Here is a 15914-nt window from a genome sequence, read left to right on the forward strand (position 1 = left end):
GATTAAAATTTATAGGCCAGTCGTATAGTAATATTCCTTCCCATATCATGCGTGTAGTACCTATAGCGATTCATGTATTCTTTGTAAAGGGTATTAAATAGGTTGTCGACACTGAGATTGAAACTCAGCTCCTGATTCCCAATTTTCATCGCTGTTCCACCGGAAAGCTGAAAATGATGGTAAGCTCCGGGAGGAACCGCATAGTCACTTTCTAGTTCATAACGCGTTTGCCGACGAACGAAACTATGACCTGCTTGTAGCCAGGTGTCGCCAAAATTTTTTAATTGAAAATCGAGGCGAATACTCTGACCTACCCTATCAGATGGGATATAAGGCAGATATTTACGATTATCCAAGTCTCGCGCCCTGATTAATGCGGCATTAAGTTTATAGGAAAGCAACTCAGAAAAGCGATAAGTCCCCGAGAAGTCAGCCCCTAAAAATGAAGCATCAGTTTGTTTATACCTGAATGTGGGATAGGTACCACTTACCGTTTGTTTAAAGGTTTTATCCGGTTCCGAATAGATATAATTGTTAATGTATTGAGCGTAAGCATCAAGAGTAAAATTAAGTTTCCCCTCATAGTACTTTAAAGAGTTAACCCATTTATAGCCCTGCTCTGTTTTAATATTAGGGTCTCCTATTTCATACAATCCAGCTCCATGATGGAGGCCATTGCTAAACAATTCATTTGCGGTAGGTGCTCTCCAGGCCAAACCCAGATTACTACCCAGTTGCCATTGCTCATCAATTTTCCAAAGCGTTCCAAATGACCCAGTAACATTATGAAACCTGCTCTGTCCTCCATAATACTGTTCCCCATCGCTAGCATACCTGTATCCCACAGCATCAAATAGTTTAAAGTCATAGCGCAGCCCTCCCTCAAACTCGAAGTCATCTTTTACCCAGCGCTGTATAACAAAAACACCTCCAGTAACGCCATCATAGTTTGGTATGAAAGTATTGGCTAGTGTTCCGGGGATATTATTATTCACCTGTACAATCCCATTAAATCCATATAGGCGCTTTGATCCGCTTGTTTCTTGCTTTTCAAAAACCAGATCCAGTGTATGGGTATTCAAAACCAGATCTGTAATAGGAAGCGCTTCCCTATCACCCCTTCTGAAATCATATTCTTTTCGCTGATTCTTTTGAAAACCATAAGTAATAGCTAAAGACAGTTGATTACTGAAATCATAATGAGCTTTTGCTTTAAACAAATCATGAACAACCTTTTGACGTGGTGCAGTAATGTTATAGGCAAATCCATAATTCTCCAACGGCCTGCCAATTGAGATTCGGGCGTCGATATCCTCCTTTGTACCCACATGCGCACTATATAAAATACCCAGCTCAGTACCAAAGCGACTATAGTAAACTTCATAACTAGCTTTCCCGGTATGATATCCCGCCGCAGCGGAATAATTTAACTCCCTGACGCCGGTGTTTCCAAGATAATACTCAGCAGAATGCACATTGCCTGACCTTTTAAGAGTACCCTGCATTCGCCACCCAAAACCCGGTAATGATTTTAGTCCGCCGTTTAGCATAGCTGATGAAGTTCCTGATCTCCCGTTTGATGCACCGATAAGGTTGAGTCCTCCGGAAATACCTCCAGAAGTCGGTAAAGCAGGAGGTTCAACAATAATAACGCCTCCGATTGCCTCTGCACCGTACCTTACGGACTCTGCTCCTTTGATTACATGAATTCTTTTGGCGAGAAAAGGATCTATTTCCGGAGCATGCTCTAATCCCCATTGCTGGGCCTCGAGCCTGATTTCATTATTGAGAATCAGTATTCTGTTGCCATGCATCCCTTCTATAACAGGTTTGGAAATGGTGGACCCAGTTTTTAATATGCTTACACCTGGGATCTCTTTAATGGTTTCTGCCAATCCGGAACCTTTGGTTTGCTGAAGTTGCTTTTCTGATAACGTTACAGAAATACTGGTCCGGCTAACAGGTTTTCCTTTCTCTACAATACCTACTTCTTTTAATTTAATAGTTTTAGCCCGCGTTTTAACAGCGCTATCCAACCTCACGGAATCCTCCTGAGCATAAACATTTGAGATCAATAAAAAAGTAAGGGCAATCAATAAAAGTATGCTTCTCTTCATAAAGGCTGACTAAAGAACACTTTCAAATGGATTTTCGAATTTCTCTCCCTGCCAATAGCAGATTAGTTCTTTATGATTCAACAAGCAAGAAGTCAGCTCATGGTTTAGACGATCTTTATCCATATCCTGCCCAATAAGAACAAGCTCGTTTAAGCGATCTCCGAACCCCATATCCCACCTGCTTTCAATGTCTTTTCGGTTTTCCAGGTAATCAGTATAAGTAAGTCGCTCCTGCAAGGGCATACTTGCCCACCAATTGCCTGAATTTTCTATTTTAAGAGAACCACCGGCCTGTGAAAAGTTGAGTGCATAATCTGGTAAAGCAGCAATCCAGAACAGACCTTTTGTTCTTAGAATATTATTGGGAAAATCTTCATTTAAATAGTTCCACAAGCGCTGAGGATGAAATGGCCTTGCAGAGCGAAATACGGTACTACTAATCCCATACTCTTCGGCTTCAGACTCATGTCCCCCATTTAATTCCTTAATCCAGCCAGCACCGTGCGAGGAGGCTTCAAAATCAAACAACCCGGTATTGAGGATTTCCTTAAGATCTATTTTACTATATGTACTTTCTATCTGTTTTGCAGATGGGTTAAGCTTTCTGATCACGGCCCTTAGCAGCTTCAGATCTTCTTCGCTAACCAGGTCAGTTTTGTTGAGGATAATCACATTAGCAAACTCTATCTGGTCTGTTAACAGATTTACTATAGTCCGTCGATCAGCCTGATCATCAACCCAGTCCCTATCCGTCAACATTTCATTAGTACCAAAGTCCTTTTTAAAATTATGACAATCCACTACGGTTACCATGGTGTCTAGTCTGCTAAATTTACTAAGATCTATACCGAGATTTTCATCAACATAATTAAAGGTCTGAGCTACCGGAATTGGCTCAGATATCCCTGTGCTTTCAATAATCAGGTAATCAAAGCGATCCTCTTTGGCTAGTTTTTCCACCTCAGCAATCAGGTCCTCCCTTAAGGTGCAGCAAATGCATCCATTACTCATTTCCACAAGCCGCTCTTCAGTTCTCGACAACTTATGTTCGTTCTGAACAGTTCTGGCATCGATATTAATCTCACTCATATCATTTACGATCAGTGCGACTTTTAAATCCTCTTTATTATTAAGGATATGATTTAATAAAGTGGTTTTACCGCTACCAAGAAAGCCACTTAGAACGGTTACTGGTAATTTTCTTTGTTTCTCAAATGCAATCATGTTGCAAATATATTTCATTATTTATTATAAATGCAACTAAATTGCATTTATATTTGCGAGCACGATTTAAACACTGAGAGAACAATACATTTAAACAATATGAAGCACTTTATTAAATCCGAAAAATTAGATCAACTAGGAATGACAGCCTCCTTAGCCTGCGCAGTTCATTGTGCAGTTTTGCCTTTCGTGCTTACCGCACTCCCCCTATTTGGTCTAAGCTTTTTAGCCCATAGCTGGGTAGAGCTGGTTATGATAGGCTTATCGCTCATCATAGGTGTGTACTCATTGAGTACCTCCTACCCTAAACACAAAAAACTATTGCCCATAATGGTATTGGTAACAGGGTTTGGATTGATGGCAACCGGACATCATTTAATAGAAAGTATAGAGTCCATATTGATCCCAATGGGTGGTTTTACTATTGCCGGAGCGCACTACATAAACTGGAAATACAGTCGCACTTGCAGCCACAAGTAAAATTGAGGTTAACGGGCAGTAGCAATTACTTTACATGAATACTTTTTTGCAATGAAATTGCATTTACTAACTTTACAAACGACGCGGGTGATGAACAAAAAACTGATATTTGGTGTGTTTCTACTTTTTATAAGCATGATAAACCCGGGTTGCAAACATGATAAAGTAAATGGCAAACAACTTTACATGAACTATTTAAAAAGCCACATTAAAATAAGGAAATAAGTATGATTGCATTAAATGCGGTATCTCATAACTATCAGAACGGCCACAAGATTGGCTTTAAAGACTGGCAGGTAGATGATGGATCTCAATGGCTGCTGCTTGGTGCATCCGGAAGCGGCAAAACTACATTGCTTCATATTTTAACGGGCATTTTGAAGCCTCAGCAAGGTAGTGTTGTAATTGATGGCACTTCTATTTATGACTTATCATCAAAAGATCTGGATCAGTTTAGAGGCAGGAATATTGGCATTATTTTCCAACGTCCTCACCTGATAAAAAGTCTTACCATAAAGGAAAACCTGGTTATGGCACAAAGCTTTGCCAATCTTCCTACCGACTTAAATCGGGTAAAGGAAGTATTAACATCTTTGGGCATAGCCGATAAAAAAAATGCTTACCCAAGTGAATTGAGTCATGGACAGCTACAACGCGTATCTATTGCAAGGGCGGTAATTAACAGACCTACCCTACTGATTGCTGATGAACCAACATCAAGTCTGGATGATAAAAATGCCGCAGCAGTGCTGGAGCTTTTAATAGATCAATCGGGCATTAATCAAGCTACACTTATTGTGGCTACGCACGACAAAAGAGTTAAGGATACATTTACAAATACTTACGAACTATCATGAGTCCTTTAAAAATAAGCTGGAAAAGCGTATGGTCTAAACCATTGTCATCAGCACTAAACATTATGCTGATTGCCTTTGGAACGGGTATATTAACCATATTACTACTTGCCTCAACACAAATTAGCGATAAGCTGGAAAACAATTCGAAGGACATAGATTTGGTAGTTGGAGCCAAAGGAAGTCCCCTGCAGCTCATATTGAGTAGCATCTATTACATAGATTTCCCTACTGGCAATATCCCCTTGAAAGAAGCTCAGGAACTTGCCAGAAGTCCTTTTGTTAAAAAAGCAGTACCGTTGGCCTTAGGAGATAATTACAATGGGGTTCGCATTGTGGGTACCGACAGTAATTTTGTTGGCATCTATAAGCTTAAAGTTAAAGAAGGAAAGTTCTGGCAAAATGATTTTGAAACCACCATCGGAACCTCAGTTGCTGAAAACCTAAAACTTAAAATAGGTGATACTTTTTATGGCGCACATGGCCTTACAGGTAGCACTGATGTTCATAAAACGCATGCATACAAAGTTGCGGGTATTTTAGCGCCACAAGAAAACGTAACAGACAATCTGATACTAACTAATATATCGAGCGTTTGGAAAATGCATGATCATGAAGAAGAGAAAGCGCATAATCATGATGAAAAAAGTGAAAGTTCAGAAATTGAAAACAAAGAAATCACCTCTTTACTAATCCAGTACCGTTCGCCAATGTCGGTGGTGATGTTTCCGCGCATGGTAAATGAATCTACAAACATGCAGGCTGCCTCACCGGCTCAGGAAAGCACAAGGTTATTTTCTTTAATAGGTGTGGGGGTAGATACTTTACAATGGTTTGCTGTACTTATTATGTTTATTGCAGCGATAAGTGTATTTGTGAATCTATACAATTCATTAAAGGAAAGAAGTTATGACCTGGCCATTATGCGTACGCTGGGTGCATCCAGAGGCAAGCTATTTCTAATTGTAATTGCAGAAGGCATTATGCTAACCTTAGCGGGCACAATAATTGGAATAGTACTGGGTCATTTTGCATTACAATTTATAGGAAGTAACCAAGAAAGCAGTCAGGCTCGATTATCCGGACTCATTTTTCTAGGTGAAGAAGCATATTTATTTGTTGCCGGACTTGCTATTGGTATATTTGCAGCTATTATACCTGCTGTACAGGCTTACAGATCGAACATTTCTAAAATATTATCAAAGAATTAAAACACAATATCATGATAAAAAACATTGTTCTTGCCTTATTACTTTTTACTGGTCTCGCGGTTAAGGCACAACACAATCCTGATGATCAGGTGATGTCCGACAATTGGGATGTTATTGGTAGCGTGGATTTTAAAATCGTTAAGGATACAGAGATGTTTGCGATTTATAATAACAACATCAAGAAATTTGCGAATAAGCCATTTGAGCTTGAAGGATACATCGTTCCTATTAAAGACGGGATGAAACAAACCAGGTTCATGCTATCTACTTTACCTATTAATCAGTGCTATTTCTGCGGAAAAAACGGAGTTCCTATTATGGTATTGGTGGAGCTGACAGAACCAATAAAATTTACGTATCAAACTATAACGGTTAAAGGAACTTTAAAATTGAATACCGGTAATGCAATGGATAATCCTCCAATTGTATTAACTGCTGCCAAACCTATATAAATCAACAAAAGATGATAGATCCGGCCAACATATTAAGAACACATGATTTAAAGCACACCAAACAAAGGGTGCGTGTACTCGAAGAAATTGCTTTGGATACTGCTGCTATTTCACAGCCCGAGCTTGAAAAAAAATTAGGTAAAGAAATAGATCGAGTTACCTTATACAGGATACTGAATACTTACGAAGACAAAGGAATTCTTCACAGGATAATGGACATGAACGGGACGGCTAATTATGCAATCTGCTCAGCTTCCTGTACGGAACATCACCACCATGATGAGCATGTTCACTTTAACTGTACAACCTGTTCTAAAATTTATTGTTTGGAGGTTAATGTACCAAGGATTAAAATGCCCCAGGGCTTTACTGCAACTACTGTGACCTCAACTGCTTATGGTGTTTGCGAAAAATGCAACAGCAGCGCTGTGCACTAAAACATCCTAATCTTATTTTCCGATATCCGGATTCTATTTCTGAATCGTTCCCACTATGATGGGGTATTTTCATCGCTAGATACCGATTTCCGGATTAGCACATATAGCGTTGAAATTAACCAAACGCAGGAAAGTAGAATACTTGTTTTATGACCAAAATCTAACGGATTAAGACTGTGGCATTTAATGACCCCAGCTATATAGCAGACAATCAAAAAGATTATAGGCCATTTAGTGTAGTTGAAAATTCTCATAAGCAATACAATTTACCAATTTATTAATTATACATCAAATTGCAAAGCCACTTATACTAGCTAAGTGGCTTTGCAATTTTTGGATGATAAATCTTAATGACCTGAATGACCATCAGCACCATGTGCATGACCATGACTCAGTTCTTCTTCTGTAGCCTCACGTACAGTTAAAATTTTACCAGCAAATATTAAGTTTTTACCAGCCATTGGGTGGTTCAAATTAACGGTAATAATATCTTCATGAACACCGGTTACACCAGCTCTGAAGTGGTTACCTTGATTATCTTGTAATGGAATAACATCACCTACAGCAGGTAAGTCAACATCTTTAAACATATCTTTTGGCAAGTCGGCAAAAGCACCCGGATCTAATTCACCGTAACCATCAGCAGCACTAAGCTCAAAGCTATATTCATCTCCAACATTTAGACCATCTAAATGCTCTTCAAATTTTGGCAACATCATTCCTGTACCATAAAGAAATACTAATGCATTTTGCTCATCTGCTTTCTCTACAAAAACTTGTTGTCCTTCTTCATTAGTCGTATGCAATTCGTACGTTAATGATACTACTGTATTGGGTTTAATACTCATTATGATGTTATTTTAGTTATCAATTGTAATGCTTCATCAACGGTCGCTACCGGCAACTGGCACGCTTTATTTCGGCAAATATAGATTTTTGTTTCAATGCTTTGCTTATCTTTTAACAAAGGTAAGCTTGAATTTGTTCCTGCCAATGTAATTTTATTAGGGATGTAATGTGTATTCAGTCCCTTTTTTACCTCATCTGCATTACTGCCTGTTATCGCAATCTCATTAATTCCATGCACTTCATTAAGCAATTGAATTGCCCAGTTTGAATATGCCGAACCATATGTTTTTATTTGCGGATGCACAGACGTAAGCATTGCGGAAGCCTTCTCTATATATCGTTCGTCATCAAACAATAGCCCTAAAAGATGTAAATTCTGAGCCATAACTGAATTTGAAGAGGGAACAACATTATCCATGATTTCATGCTTACGGGCAATTAAAACTTCGCCACTTGCAGAGGTATAAAACAACATTGGACTATCCGGATCTTCAAAATTTGCAAGCACATAATCTGCTAATTGTTTAGCCTCATTAAGCCAACGTTCATCAGAATCGCATTGATAAAGTGCAATTAAGGCATCAATAAACAAAGCATAATCATCTAAAAAGCCCGGAATAGTTACTTTTCCGTTCTTAAAGTTACGGTACAAGCCACCATCAGGAGTACGTAAATTGGCTAGTATGAAATCAGCTGCTCTTTTTGCCAATTCATAATAATGTGGAACAGCTAATATACCTGAGCTTTCAGCTAAGCCTTTTATGGCCATTGCATTCCAGGAGGTAAGGCATTTATCATCCAATCCTGGTCGCACTCTTTTGCTACGAACTTCCAATAACTTCGCTTTTGCGTCTTTTATTTTTTGCTGAAGCTCCATTACAGTTATTCCTTTTACATCAGCATATTCTTCTTCCGTAAATTTCCTCAACAGGATGTTGGTTTCTTCTTCCTCCCAGTTCCCAGATTCTGTAACGTTATAATAGTTTGCCAGTAAGTGAGCACCCTCTCCTACCACAGCATCAAATTCTTCTTTATCCCATATATAAAACTTACCTTCTACACCCTCACTATCGGCATCCAGAGCAGAATAAAACAAGCCTTCCGGCGAGGTCATTTCTCTTTCCAGCCACTCGATCGTCTCCTCTACCACATCTCTAAATAATAAGTGCTTAGAGTATTGATAGGCTTCGGCATATAGACTTATCAGCTGACCATTATCATAAAGCATTTTTTCAAAATGAGGAACATGCCATCTTCCATCAACTGAGTATCTGGCAAAGCCTCCTCCAATATGATCATAAATACCTCCAAGTGCCATTTTTTCAAGTGTCAACATGGTAGATACATGAGTAGCGTCGTCTTGCATCAGTCGACTATACCTTAGCATAAACTGCCAGTTATTTGGCAATGGAAACTTTGGTGCACGGTTATAACCACCGTCGGCCATATCAAAATGCCTTTTCCAGGGCTCTATAATTTCAGTTAAATGAGCTTTGGTATATTCATCAACCCTAACATTAGGAATAACCTTCTCTGAATTACGGATTCCATCGGTAAGTCGATCAGCATATTGATGCGCCTTCTCCGGTTCATGAGCCCACAAATTAGCAACGCTCAATAAAACACTGATCCAATCGTCCTTTTTAAAATAGGTGCCACCATAAATTGGTCTTTGATCTGGCAAACAAATGCAATTTAACGGCCAACCACCACTACCTGTCATTAATTGTATGGCCATCATGTAAATCTGATCAATATCAGGGCGCTCTTCCCTATCCACTTTTATACACACAAAATGCTGATTCATTACCTCGGCAACTTCGTGTTTTTCAAAACTCTCACGCTCCATAACATGACACCAATGGCATGCTGAATAGCCTATACTAACCAATATTAATTTATTTTCATTTTTAGCCTTTTGCAAAGCTTCCTCACCCCACTCGTACCAATTTACGGGGTTGTAAGCATGCTGCAATAAGTAAGGAGATGAGGCTTTAATTAAATTATTGGGTTCCAAGTTCATACTATAAAGGTAAAAAGATAAGTTGTACTTTTATAGTATACCTCTGACAAGATGAAGATTACCCACACCGAAATTTATCGTTTCAGCATACCAACAGAGCCATTTACAATTGCTACAGGCACTATGTATTTCGCTCAGAATGTGCTCATTAAAATCCATACAACCAACAATATCTACGGAATTGGAGAATGCTCTGCCTTTCCAATGATTGTTGGCGAAAGTCAGGACACCTGCCTTGCAATGGCAAAGGAATTTGCGACGATACTTAGAGGTAAAAATCCCCTCGAAATCCCCGATAGGATGAACGAATTGCTGGGTTATGCTGCTCACAACAGCACCATCAAAAGTGCATTTGATATGGCTTTATTTGACATTGCCGCCAAACATGACAAACAACCACTCTATAAATTCCTGGGTGGCGAGAAACGGACTGTAGAAACAGACATGACGATAGGTATCGATTCGCCGAAAAACATGGCTGCGGCTGCAATAGTGTTGAAAGCCAAAGGCTGCAATATCATCAAGATAAAACTTGGCAAAGACGTACATAGCGACATAGAACGGGTAAAGTTAATCAGGCAAGCTGTAGGTACTGAAACGAAACTCAGACTAGATGCAAACCAAGGATGGAGTTTTGATGATGCTTTATTTGCACTTGGTGCAATAGGGGATTTAGACATCCAATTTTGCGAACAACCTATGCGCACCTGGTTTGACGATAAATTACCAGAGCTAAAAGCAAACTCCCCCATTAAGATAATGGCTGATGAAAGCTGCTACAACCATCACGATGCCCGCAAACTTATAAACAGCGGTTCAACAGATTATTTGAACATAAAGTTCTCCAAATCAGGAGGAATACTCGAGGCACAAAAAATTCATGAAATAGCATTGCAAACCGGCACAAAATGTATGATTGGTGGGATGTTGGAAAGTAGAATAGGAATTAGTGCAAATACGCATTTTGCCTTGGCAAGCCCAAATGTGGTATTCTTTGATCTGGATTCTTGCCTGCTTGGTCACCTCATTGATCCCGTAATTGGCGGCATCACCTACAACGGATTTCATGTAGATGTTCCAGACATTCCGGGAATCGGAGCAGATGCTGATCCTAAATTTCTGAAAACCTGCGAAAAATGGGTAGTGTAAAAACAACTATGCCCCTTTGCAATTACAAAGAGGCATAGCATGATATTATCACATCTTATTGGCTTTTCTTCTTGAAAAGGCCATTAATCTTATCAGCAATAGCATTTTTAGCTTTTTCAGTTGCTTGTGCTTTTATCGTATCAACCTTAGCTTGTGCAACCGCTTTAATTTCTTCTTTCTTCTCAGCAACAACCTGATTAACGGCATCCTTCGCTCCTGCTTTTGTATCTCCTGCACCATATTTAAGGCTAATGGTAGGTTTTAAAATCGTTCCACCCAACACCGCATTCACCTTAATCGTTTCACTCATAGCCACATTAGTTCCTGCCTTACTGTTCAGTTTTGCAATGAAAGCATTTGCAGTTTCATTTGCCTTTGCGCCCAACATAGCTCTAGGCACATTTAAGCCCAATTGATAATCCATACTCTGATCCAAACCGTTTGAACCCTGAACATTCATTAAAATACCTTCCTTTTTAATATCAAAAGGCGCAACATTTAAACGTCCGTCTTTGATCTTGAATTTGGTAAGTACATTGTTTAATTCCAGTTTTTTAAACTTATCAGAACTTAAAGCAGAAGCCAATTTATTTAGTGGCTCAAACCCATCAAGCACTGCCTGAATAATATTTGTTAATCCTTCAGCATTTATAGAAGAATAAACAGGCATCATATTCTGATCAAGATCTGAATTGAACTTTAAATTAGTAGAAAACACTCCCTTTGCAAATTTCGCAACCGGTGCCAATAATTTTACAGTATTAAAGGCTGTGAAAGCCTTTTGGATATCCATTTTCTCAATACCAAAATCCACATCAACCTTTGGTTTTTTAGGATCTATTGTTGCGTAAGAGCCATTCATTTTCACTGTACCATCAAGCATGTTCATGCCCATATCTTTAAAGTATATGGTCTTATTTTTAACTTCTAAAGCACCCTTTGCATTAGTAATATCGTAATTATCATACAAAACACGACCTGCTTTTGCAGTCATGTCAAAATCGATATTACCCGGCACTTCAAATACAGACAATTTCGAATCGCTCTTTTTCTCAGTTTCAGCAGTACTTTTTGGCCCCATTAACTCATTTACATCAATTAAATTTGATGAAACATTAAATGTTCCCTGTAATGCCTGATTCTTTTTAAAGAAATAGCTTAAATAATTATTAACGGTACCATTGGCTGTAAAATCGCTTTTACCAACTTTAGCAGTCAGATTACTTAGATTAATGTTCTTAGGACTAAAAGTCATTTTTGCAGAAGGCACACTAACAGGCATTGGCACATTTTTACCCGCATAATTGAAATTGCTGGCTACCATTTGTCCTGATGCTTTGAAAGCCTCATACTGTCCTTTATCAATTGATGACTTACGACCTGCAGCCTGTACATCTGCGTCCAAAATCCCGCTTAATGTCATATCCTTCATCGGGAAAATAGCAGTCAACTGTTTTAAATCAAGCTTTCCTTTAAGTGCTAAATCCACAAAAGGATCAGTAGTCGGATTTTTCAACAATAACCGTCCATCAATAGGTGCTTGCCCAAACTCCATGTGAAATGCAGTTACATTTACAACAGTATGATCCATCACTCCATCAGGATTACTGATCTGTGATTTAACTTGTATATTGTTAATAGCAGATGGCAATGAAGGATATTTTATCTTACCATTTTCTATAGAAAGATTAACATTAAATGCAGGTAGCGACTTCTCATTGTAAGTACCCTTTGCATTTCCGTCCATTGCAAACTTACCGGTAGCATCCATGTCCTTAAAGTTGCTTGCATAGATTGCAGGGATCAAAGAAAGGAAGTTTTTAAGTTCCGATTGCTTTGCATCAAACTTAAAGTCCATAACAATATCCTTATCGTTTGGCATTGCCAGATACCCTACTGCTGACAACAACAATTCATTCAATTTAATTTTATTCTCAGCAAAAGTGAACTTCATATTCTTCATATCAATATCAAGAGGAAGATCAGCATCAAGCTTTACTTTATTCAAATACGGGATACCTCCATATTTAACTGTTAATTTTTCTATATCAGACTGGGTTTTAAGGGTAAACAAATCTTGGGTAAAATCCCCAGTACCGGTATGATTTAAATTATCCATCTCCATGAAGAAACCTAACGAAGCATCGTCATAAACAATCTTACCTTTTTCAATTGCATATTTTTGCAAGGCTACTTTAAAAGTAGTTTTAGCAGTATCAGTTCCGGCAGCAGCGCTATCTTTCTTTGCAATATCCCAATTGGCCTGCCCACTTTTCAGAACCTTTGCCAAAATTCTTGGTTCTTCAAGATTAATTGACTTTATTTCATAAGTTTCGCCCTTAATCACACTCATTAAATTCACATTCAATTGAAGTTGTTTAATGTTTGCCAATGTGTCCTTAGCAAAACTATCGATACCTAAAACAGTTAGGTTGTTGATCTTTATTCCCATGTTAGGGAATGAACTGATCAAGGTTAAGTCCAGATCCTTAAAATCTACTTTAGCGTTTACGCTCTCGTTAATTGACGATTTAATCTTTGCATCGATTTCCTTTTTAAAGAATAAAGGAATAGCGGCCGCAGCAGCAAACAGAACAACGAATAAACCTATAACAACAATTGATATCTTTTTAAGCATGTATAAAATTATTAAAACATCTGCATAGCAATAAACACACCAAAGTATTACGGATTAATAATTAATACTATTTTCGATTAAACCATTCTTATATTTATGTCTCTATAACTCTAGAATAATAAAAATTGTATATGAAAAAATTAATCTTTACAGCGATACTATTCATCAGCATGGGTACTATGGCATTTGCACAACAAGGTGATAAAAAAGTAAAAAAGACACCTGAAGAAAAAGCCCAGTTTGCAACTGAGGAGTTAACCAAAAAGCTATCACTAACTGCCGATCAAAAAACAAAAGTACAGGCAATTAATATGGAGAGTTTTAAAAAAGTAAAGGATAGTAATCCTAAAGGCGAAAAGAAAGACAAAGCTGCTATAAAGGCCGCTAAAGATGAAAGAGATACTAAAATAAATGCTGTCTTAAATGATACTCAGCGCAAAGCTTACAAAGAATTTAAAGCTGAAAAGAAAGCAGATAAAAAAGACGCCAAGAAAAAAACTGAATAAAATAAAAGAAATCATGAGAGCAATTAATCCCTGGATCAACTTCAATGGCAATGCTGAAGAAGCATTCACTTTTTACAAATCAGTTTTTGGCGGCGAGTTTACAAAAATCATCCGTTTTAAAGACTTATCAGGCCCCGAGTTTGAGGTAACCGAAGATGAGGCAAATAAAATAATGTACATCGGCTTGCCACTTGGCAAAAACAACGTGTTAATAGCCAACGATGTTCCCGGATTTTTGGGGCGCGTAAGCGAAAATGAAAACCGGTCTAAAATACACGTGAATGCCGAAAGCCGTGAAGAAGCAGATAAAATATTTAACGGATTATCAGCAGGTGGAGAAGTGGAAGGGGCCATCGGCGACAGTCCATGGGGTACGTATGCCGGAATGTTCAGGGATAAATATGGCATTGAATGGATTGTAGAGTGTTAACTTTGCTGCATGAATAAAGAAATTGCAGTCATTTTTGACATGGACGGCGTAATATGTCACACCAACCCTTATCATTCCCTTGCTTTCCGTGAGTTTTTTTCGACAAGAAACCTAGCCCCTACCGATGAAGAATTTGCACACCATATGTTTGGCAAGTCAAACAGCTATATCTTAAGTCACTTCTTACAGAGAAAAATTGAAGGCGAAGAACTACTGCAATTAGAACAAGAGAAAGAAGGCCTTTTCAGAAAAATATATGAGTCGCATGTAGAACCTATTGATGGTCTTGTTGAATTCATCAATGATCTAAAAAATAACGGTGCAAAAATCGGAGTCGCCACATCAGCCCCATATGCCAATCTTGAACTAATACTTAGTAATGTAGCCATCAGAGAAACGCTAGGTTCCATAATGGCCAGCGAGGATGTAAAAAAGCACAAGCCTGATCCTGAAGTTTACCTTACTTCTGCAAAAAACCTTGGCGTATCTCCAAACCAGTGTATTGTATTTGAGGATTCTTTTTCAGGAATTACTGCAGCTTTAAATGCAGGCATGAAGGTAGTAGGCGTACTTACTTCGCATACCAAAGAGGAACTTCCGCCCTGCGACCTTTATATAAATGACTACAAAGATTTATCTTATGATACGATAAGCAGGCTAATCACAAATTAGGCGCTACTTTTTAATGGTAATGCTTCGTCCGGTTACGAGAATAAACTTATAAATCCGGTATAGGCCGTCATCAGTAATCTCAATTTTCTCTACCAATCCGGTTTTACTAAATGTATCAGTAACCAGGTTACCAATTTTCACATCTTGTAATACGCTTGATGGTGTCTCGTTATTTAATCTAATCATGGCACAAACAATACAAAATTAAGAACCAAAGGTACTTCTAAAATGTTATTTTACCGTTAACCAAATGTACTGATAGAAGCTTGTCGCAAACGGCCCCTAAAATTGACCTTTTCACCCCGCTTAGCTCCAATGTGTATTCTATAAATTTGTTTAACAACCAATGAGAGAAACGGTATTAAGTTTTCACTCTGAATTAATGGTTTATTAATAACAATTTTTGACCTTACATAAAACTTAGAAAACATGGCTAGAATGAATCCTTATTTAAACTTCGACGGAAAAACTGAAGAAGCTTTTAATTTTTACAAATCTGTTTTTGGCGGAGAATTTAGCGCCGTTCATAGAATGACTGAAGCACCTGAAGCTTCGCAACTACCTGAAAACGAAAGAAACGGAATTATGCATATCGCATTGCCTATTGATGGACATACTACATTAATGGCTTCAGATATTCTTCCTTCTTGCGGACATGTATTAAACGAAGGAAATAATATTCAAATCTCACTTCACCCTGAGAGCAGAGAAGAAACAGAGCGTCTTTTTAACGGATTATCATCAGGAGGAAAAGTTGAAATGCCTCTTGAAGATACTTTCTGGGGTGCTTATTTTGGAAGTTTTAAAGACAAATTTGGCATCCAATGGATGGTGAATTTTGAACAAAGCCAAAAATAAGATATCGAAATGTG

The 15914-nt window shown here is 38.3% G+C and carries 16 protein-coding genes; 10 read left to right on the top strand and 6 right to left on the bottom strand.

Features of this window, described 5'->3' with window-relative positions; all coding sequences use genetic code 11:
- Positions 1 to 2: 2 nt before the first annotated feature.
- Positions 3 to 2117 carry a TonB-dependent receptor gene (locus J1905_RS16180; protein WP_214228333.1) on the bottom strand — a complete coding sequence of 705 codons (2115 nt, stop codon included), beginning with the start codon at positions 2115 to 2117 and terminating at the stop codon, positions 3 to 5.
- Positions 2118 to 2126: 9 nt separating this feature from the next.
- A complete protein-coding gene (locus J1905_RS16185) occupies positions 2127 to 3341 on the bottom strand; it encodes a GTP-binding protein (RefSeq protein WP_214228334.1) in 1215 nt (404 codons plus the stop codon).
- 99 nt (positions 3342 to 3440) lie between these two features.
- Between J1905_RS16185 and J1905_RS16190 the strand changes: the two genes are divergently transcribed.
- The 5 genes from J1905_RS16190 to J1905_RS16210 all read left to right on the top strand — a co-directional run bounded on the left by J1905_RS16190 (position 3441) and on the right by J1905_RS16210 (position 6775).
- Positions 3441 to 3821, top strand: coding sequence for a MerC domain-containing protein (locus tag J1905_RS16190; protein ID WP_214228335.1), 381 nt, complete (start codon positions 3441 to 3443; stop codon positions 3819 to 3821).
- A 227-nt stretch (positions 3822 to 4048) separates the two neighbouring features.
- Positions 4049 to 4678, top strand: a complete 630-nt coding sequence (locus J1905_RS16195; protein ID WP_214228336.1) for an ABC transporter ATP-binding protein — start codon at positions 4049 to 4051, stop codon at positions 4676 to 4678.
- The gene (locus J1905_RS16200; protein WP_214228337.1) at positions 4675 to 5886 is read left to right on the top strand and encodes an ABC transporter permease; all 1212 of its coding nucleotides are present in this window, start codon (positions 4675 to 4677) and stop codon (positions 5884 to 5886) included. The genes J1905_RS16195 and J1905_RS16200 overlap by 4 nt, the downstream gene beginning before the upstream one ends.
- 11 nt (positions 5887 to 5897) lie before the next feature.
- Positions 5898 to 6338, top strand: coding sequence for a hypothetical protein (locus J1905_RS16205; RefSeq protein WP_173091450.1), 441 nt, complete (start codon positions 5898 to 5900; stop codon positions 6336 to 6338).
- Between the two features lie 11 nt (positions 6339 to 6349).
- Positions 6350 to 6775 carry a Fur family transcriptional regulator gene (locus J1905_RS16210; RefSeq protein ID WP_214228338.1) on the top strand — a complete coding sequence of 142 codons (426 nt, stop codon included), beginning with the start codon at positions 6350 to 6352 and terminating at the stop codon, positions 6773 to 6775.
- 347 nt (positions 6776 to 7122) lie between these two features.
- Here the strand turns inward: J1905_RS16210 and J1905_RS16215 are convergent, their stop codons facing one another.
- Entirely contained in the window at positions 7123 to 7623 is a 501-nt protein-coding gene (locus tag J1905_RS16215; RefSeq protein WP_173091448.1) for an FKBP-type peptidyl-prolyl cis-trans isomerase, read from the bottom strand.
- Positions 7623 to 9647 (bottom strand): thioredoxin domain-containing protein, encoded by a 2025-nt coding sequence (locus J1905_RS16220; protein ID WP_214228339.1) that lies wholly within the window; start codon positions 9645 to 9647, stop codon positions 7623 to 7625. Before J1905_RS16220 ends, J1905_RS16215 begins: the two co-directional genes overlap by 1 nt.
- A 51-nt stretch (positions 9648 to 9698) precedes the next feature.
- Here J1905_RS16220 and J1905_RS16225 point away from each other — a divergent pair, with 51 nt between their 5' ends.
- Positions 9699 to 10796 (top strand): mandelate racemase/muconate lactonizing enzyme family protein, encoded by a 1098-nt coding sequence (locus J1905_RS16225; RefSeq protein ID WP_214228340.1) that lies wholly within the window; start codon positions 9699 to 9701, stop codon positions 10794 to 10796.
- Between the two features lie 55 nt (positions 10797 to 10851).
- Here the strand turns inward: J1905_RS16225 and J1905_RS16230 are convergent, their stop codons facing one another.
- Entirely contained in the window at positions 10852 to 13434 is a 2583-nt protein-coding gene (locus J1905_RS16230) for an AsmA family protein (protein ID WP_214228341.1), read from the bottom strand.
- Positions 13435 to 13565: 131 nt separating this feature from the next.
- On the opposite strand from J1905_RS16230, the gene J1905_RS16235 reads away from it, so the two are divergent.
- The 3 genes from J1905_RS16235 to J1905_RS16245 are packed head-to-tail and all read left to right on the top strand — an operon-like array spanning position 13566 to position 15042.
- Complete coding sequence (locus J1905_RS16235) at positions 13566 to 13940, top strand: DUF4890 domain-containing protein (RefSeq protein WP_214228342.1); 375 nt, start codon at positions 13566 to 13568, stop codon at positions 13938 to 13940.
- Positions 13941 to 13953: 13 nt separating this feature from the next.
- Positions 13954 to 14370: a VOC family protein gene (locus J1905_RS16240; protein ID WP_214228343.1), complete on the top strand. Its 417-nt coding sequence runs from the start codon at positions 13954 to 13956 to the stop codon at positions 14368 to 14370.
- 9 nt (positions 14371 to 14379) lie between these two features.
- On the top strand, positions 14380 to 15042 hold the full coding sequence (locus J1905_RS16245) for an HAD family hydrolase (RefSeq protein WP_214228344.1): 663 nt from the start codon (positions 14380 to 14382) through the stop codon (positions 15040 to 15042).
- 3 nt (positions 15043 to 15045) lie between these two features.
- On the opposite strand, the gene J1905_RS16250 is transcribed toward J1905_RS16245, so the two are convergent.
- Positions 15046 to 15228 (bottom strand): hypothetical protein, encoded by a 183-nt coding sequence (locus J1905_RS16250; protein WP_173091441.1) that lies wholly within the window; start codon positions 15226 to 15228, stop codon positions 15046 to 15048.
- A 243-nt stretch (positions 15229 to 15471) separates the two neighbouring features.
- On the opposite strand from J1905_RS16250, the gene J1905_RS16255 reads away from it, so the two are divergent.
- On the top strand, positions 15472 to 15900 hold the full coding sequence (locus J1905_RS16255; protein WP_214228345.1) for a VOC family protein: 429 nt from the start codon (positions 15472 to 15474) through the stop codon (positions 15898 to 15900).
- The last annotated feature ends 14 nt before the right edge of the window (positions 15901 to 15914 follow it).

Origin of the sequence: Pedobacter sp. B4-66 (genome assembly GCF_018492665.1) — a bacterium.
Lineage (GTDB): Bacteria > Bacteroidota > Bacteroidia > Sphingobacteriales > Sphingobacteriaceae > Pedobacter.

Bases quoted from the DNA above. Each gene is read 5' to 3' on its own strand.
- J1905_RS16180 (WP_214228333.1), bottom strand. From the start codon at position 2,117: ATGAAGAGAAGCATACTTTTATTGATTGCCCTTACTTTTTTATTGATC.
- J1905_RS16185 (WP_214228334.1), bottom strand. From the start codon at position 3,341: ATGATTGCATTTGAGAAACAAAGAAAATTACCAGTAACCGTTCTAAGT.
- J1905_RS16190 (WP_214228335.1), top strand. From the start codon at position 3,441: ATGAAGCACTTTATTAAATCCGAAAAATTAGATCAACTAGGAATGACA.
- J1905_RS16195 (WP_214228336.1), top strand. From the start codon at position 4,049: ATGATTGCATTAAATGCGGTATCTCATAACTATCAGAACGGCCACAAG.
- J1905_RS16200 (WP_214228337.1), top strand. From the start codon at position 4,675: ATGAGTCCTTTAAAAATAAGCTGGAAAAGCGTATGGTCTAAACCATTG.
- J1905_RS16205 (WP_173091450.1), top strand. From the start codon at position 5,898: ATGATAAAAAACATTGTTCTTGCCTTATTACTTTTTACTGGTCTCGCG.
- J1905_RS16210 (WP_214228338.1), top strand. From the start codon at position 6,350: ATGATAGATCCGGCCAACATATTAAGAACACATGATTTAAAGCACACC.
- J1905_RS16215 (WP_173091448.1), bottom strand. From the start codon at position 7,623: ATGAGTATTAAACCCAATACAGTAGTATCATTAACGTACGAATTGCAT.
- J1905_RS16220 (WP_214228339.1), bottom strand. From the start codon at position 9,647: ATGAACTTGGAACCCAATAATTTAATTAAAGCCTCATCTCCTTACTTA.
- J1905_RS16225 (WP_214228340.1), top strand. From the start codon at position 9,699: ATGAAGATTACCCACACCGAAATTTATCGTTTCAGCATACCAACAGAG.
- J1905_RS16230 (WP_214228341.1), bottom strand. From the start codon at position 13,434: ATGCTTAAAAAGATATCAATTGTTGTTATAGGTTTATTCGTTGTTCTG.
- J1905_RS16235 (WP_214228342.1), top strand. From the start codon at position 13,566: ATGAAAAAATTAATCTTTACAGCGATACTATTCATCAGCATGGGTACT.
- J1905_RS16240 (WP_214228343.1), top strand. From the start codon at position 13,954: ATGAGAGCAATTAATCCCTGGATCAACTTCAATGGCAATGCTGAAGAA.
- J1905_RS16245 (WP_214228344.1), top strand. From the start codon at position 14,380: ATGAATAAAGAAATTGCAGTCATTTTTGACATGGACGGCGTAATATGT.
- J1905_RS16250 (WP_173091441.1), bottom strand. From the start codon at position 15,228: ATGATTAGATTAAATAACGAGACACCATCAAGCGTATTACAAGATGTG.
- J1905_RS16255 (WP_214228345.1), top strand. From the start codon at position 15,472: ATGGCTAGAATGAATCCTTATTTAAACTTCGACGGAAAAACTGAAGAA.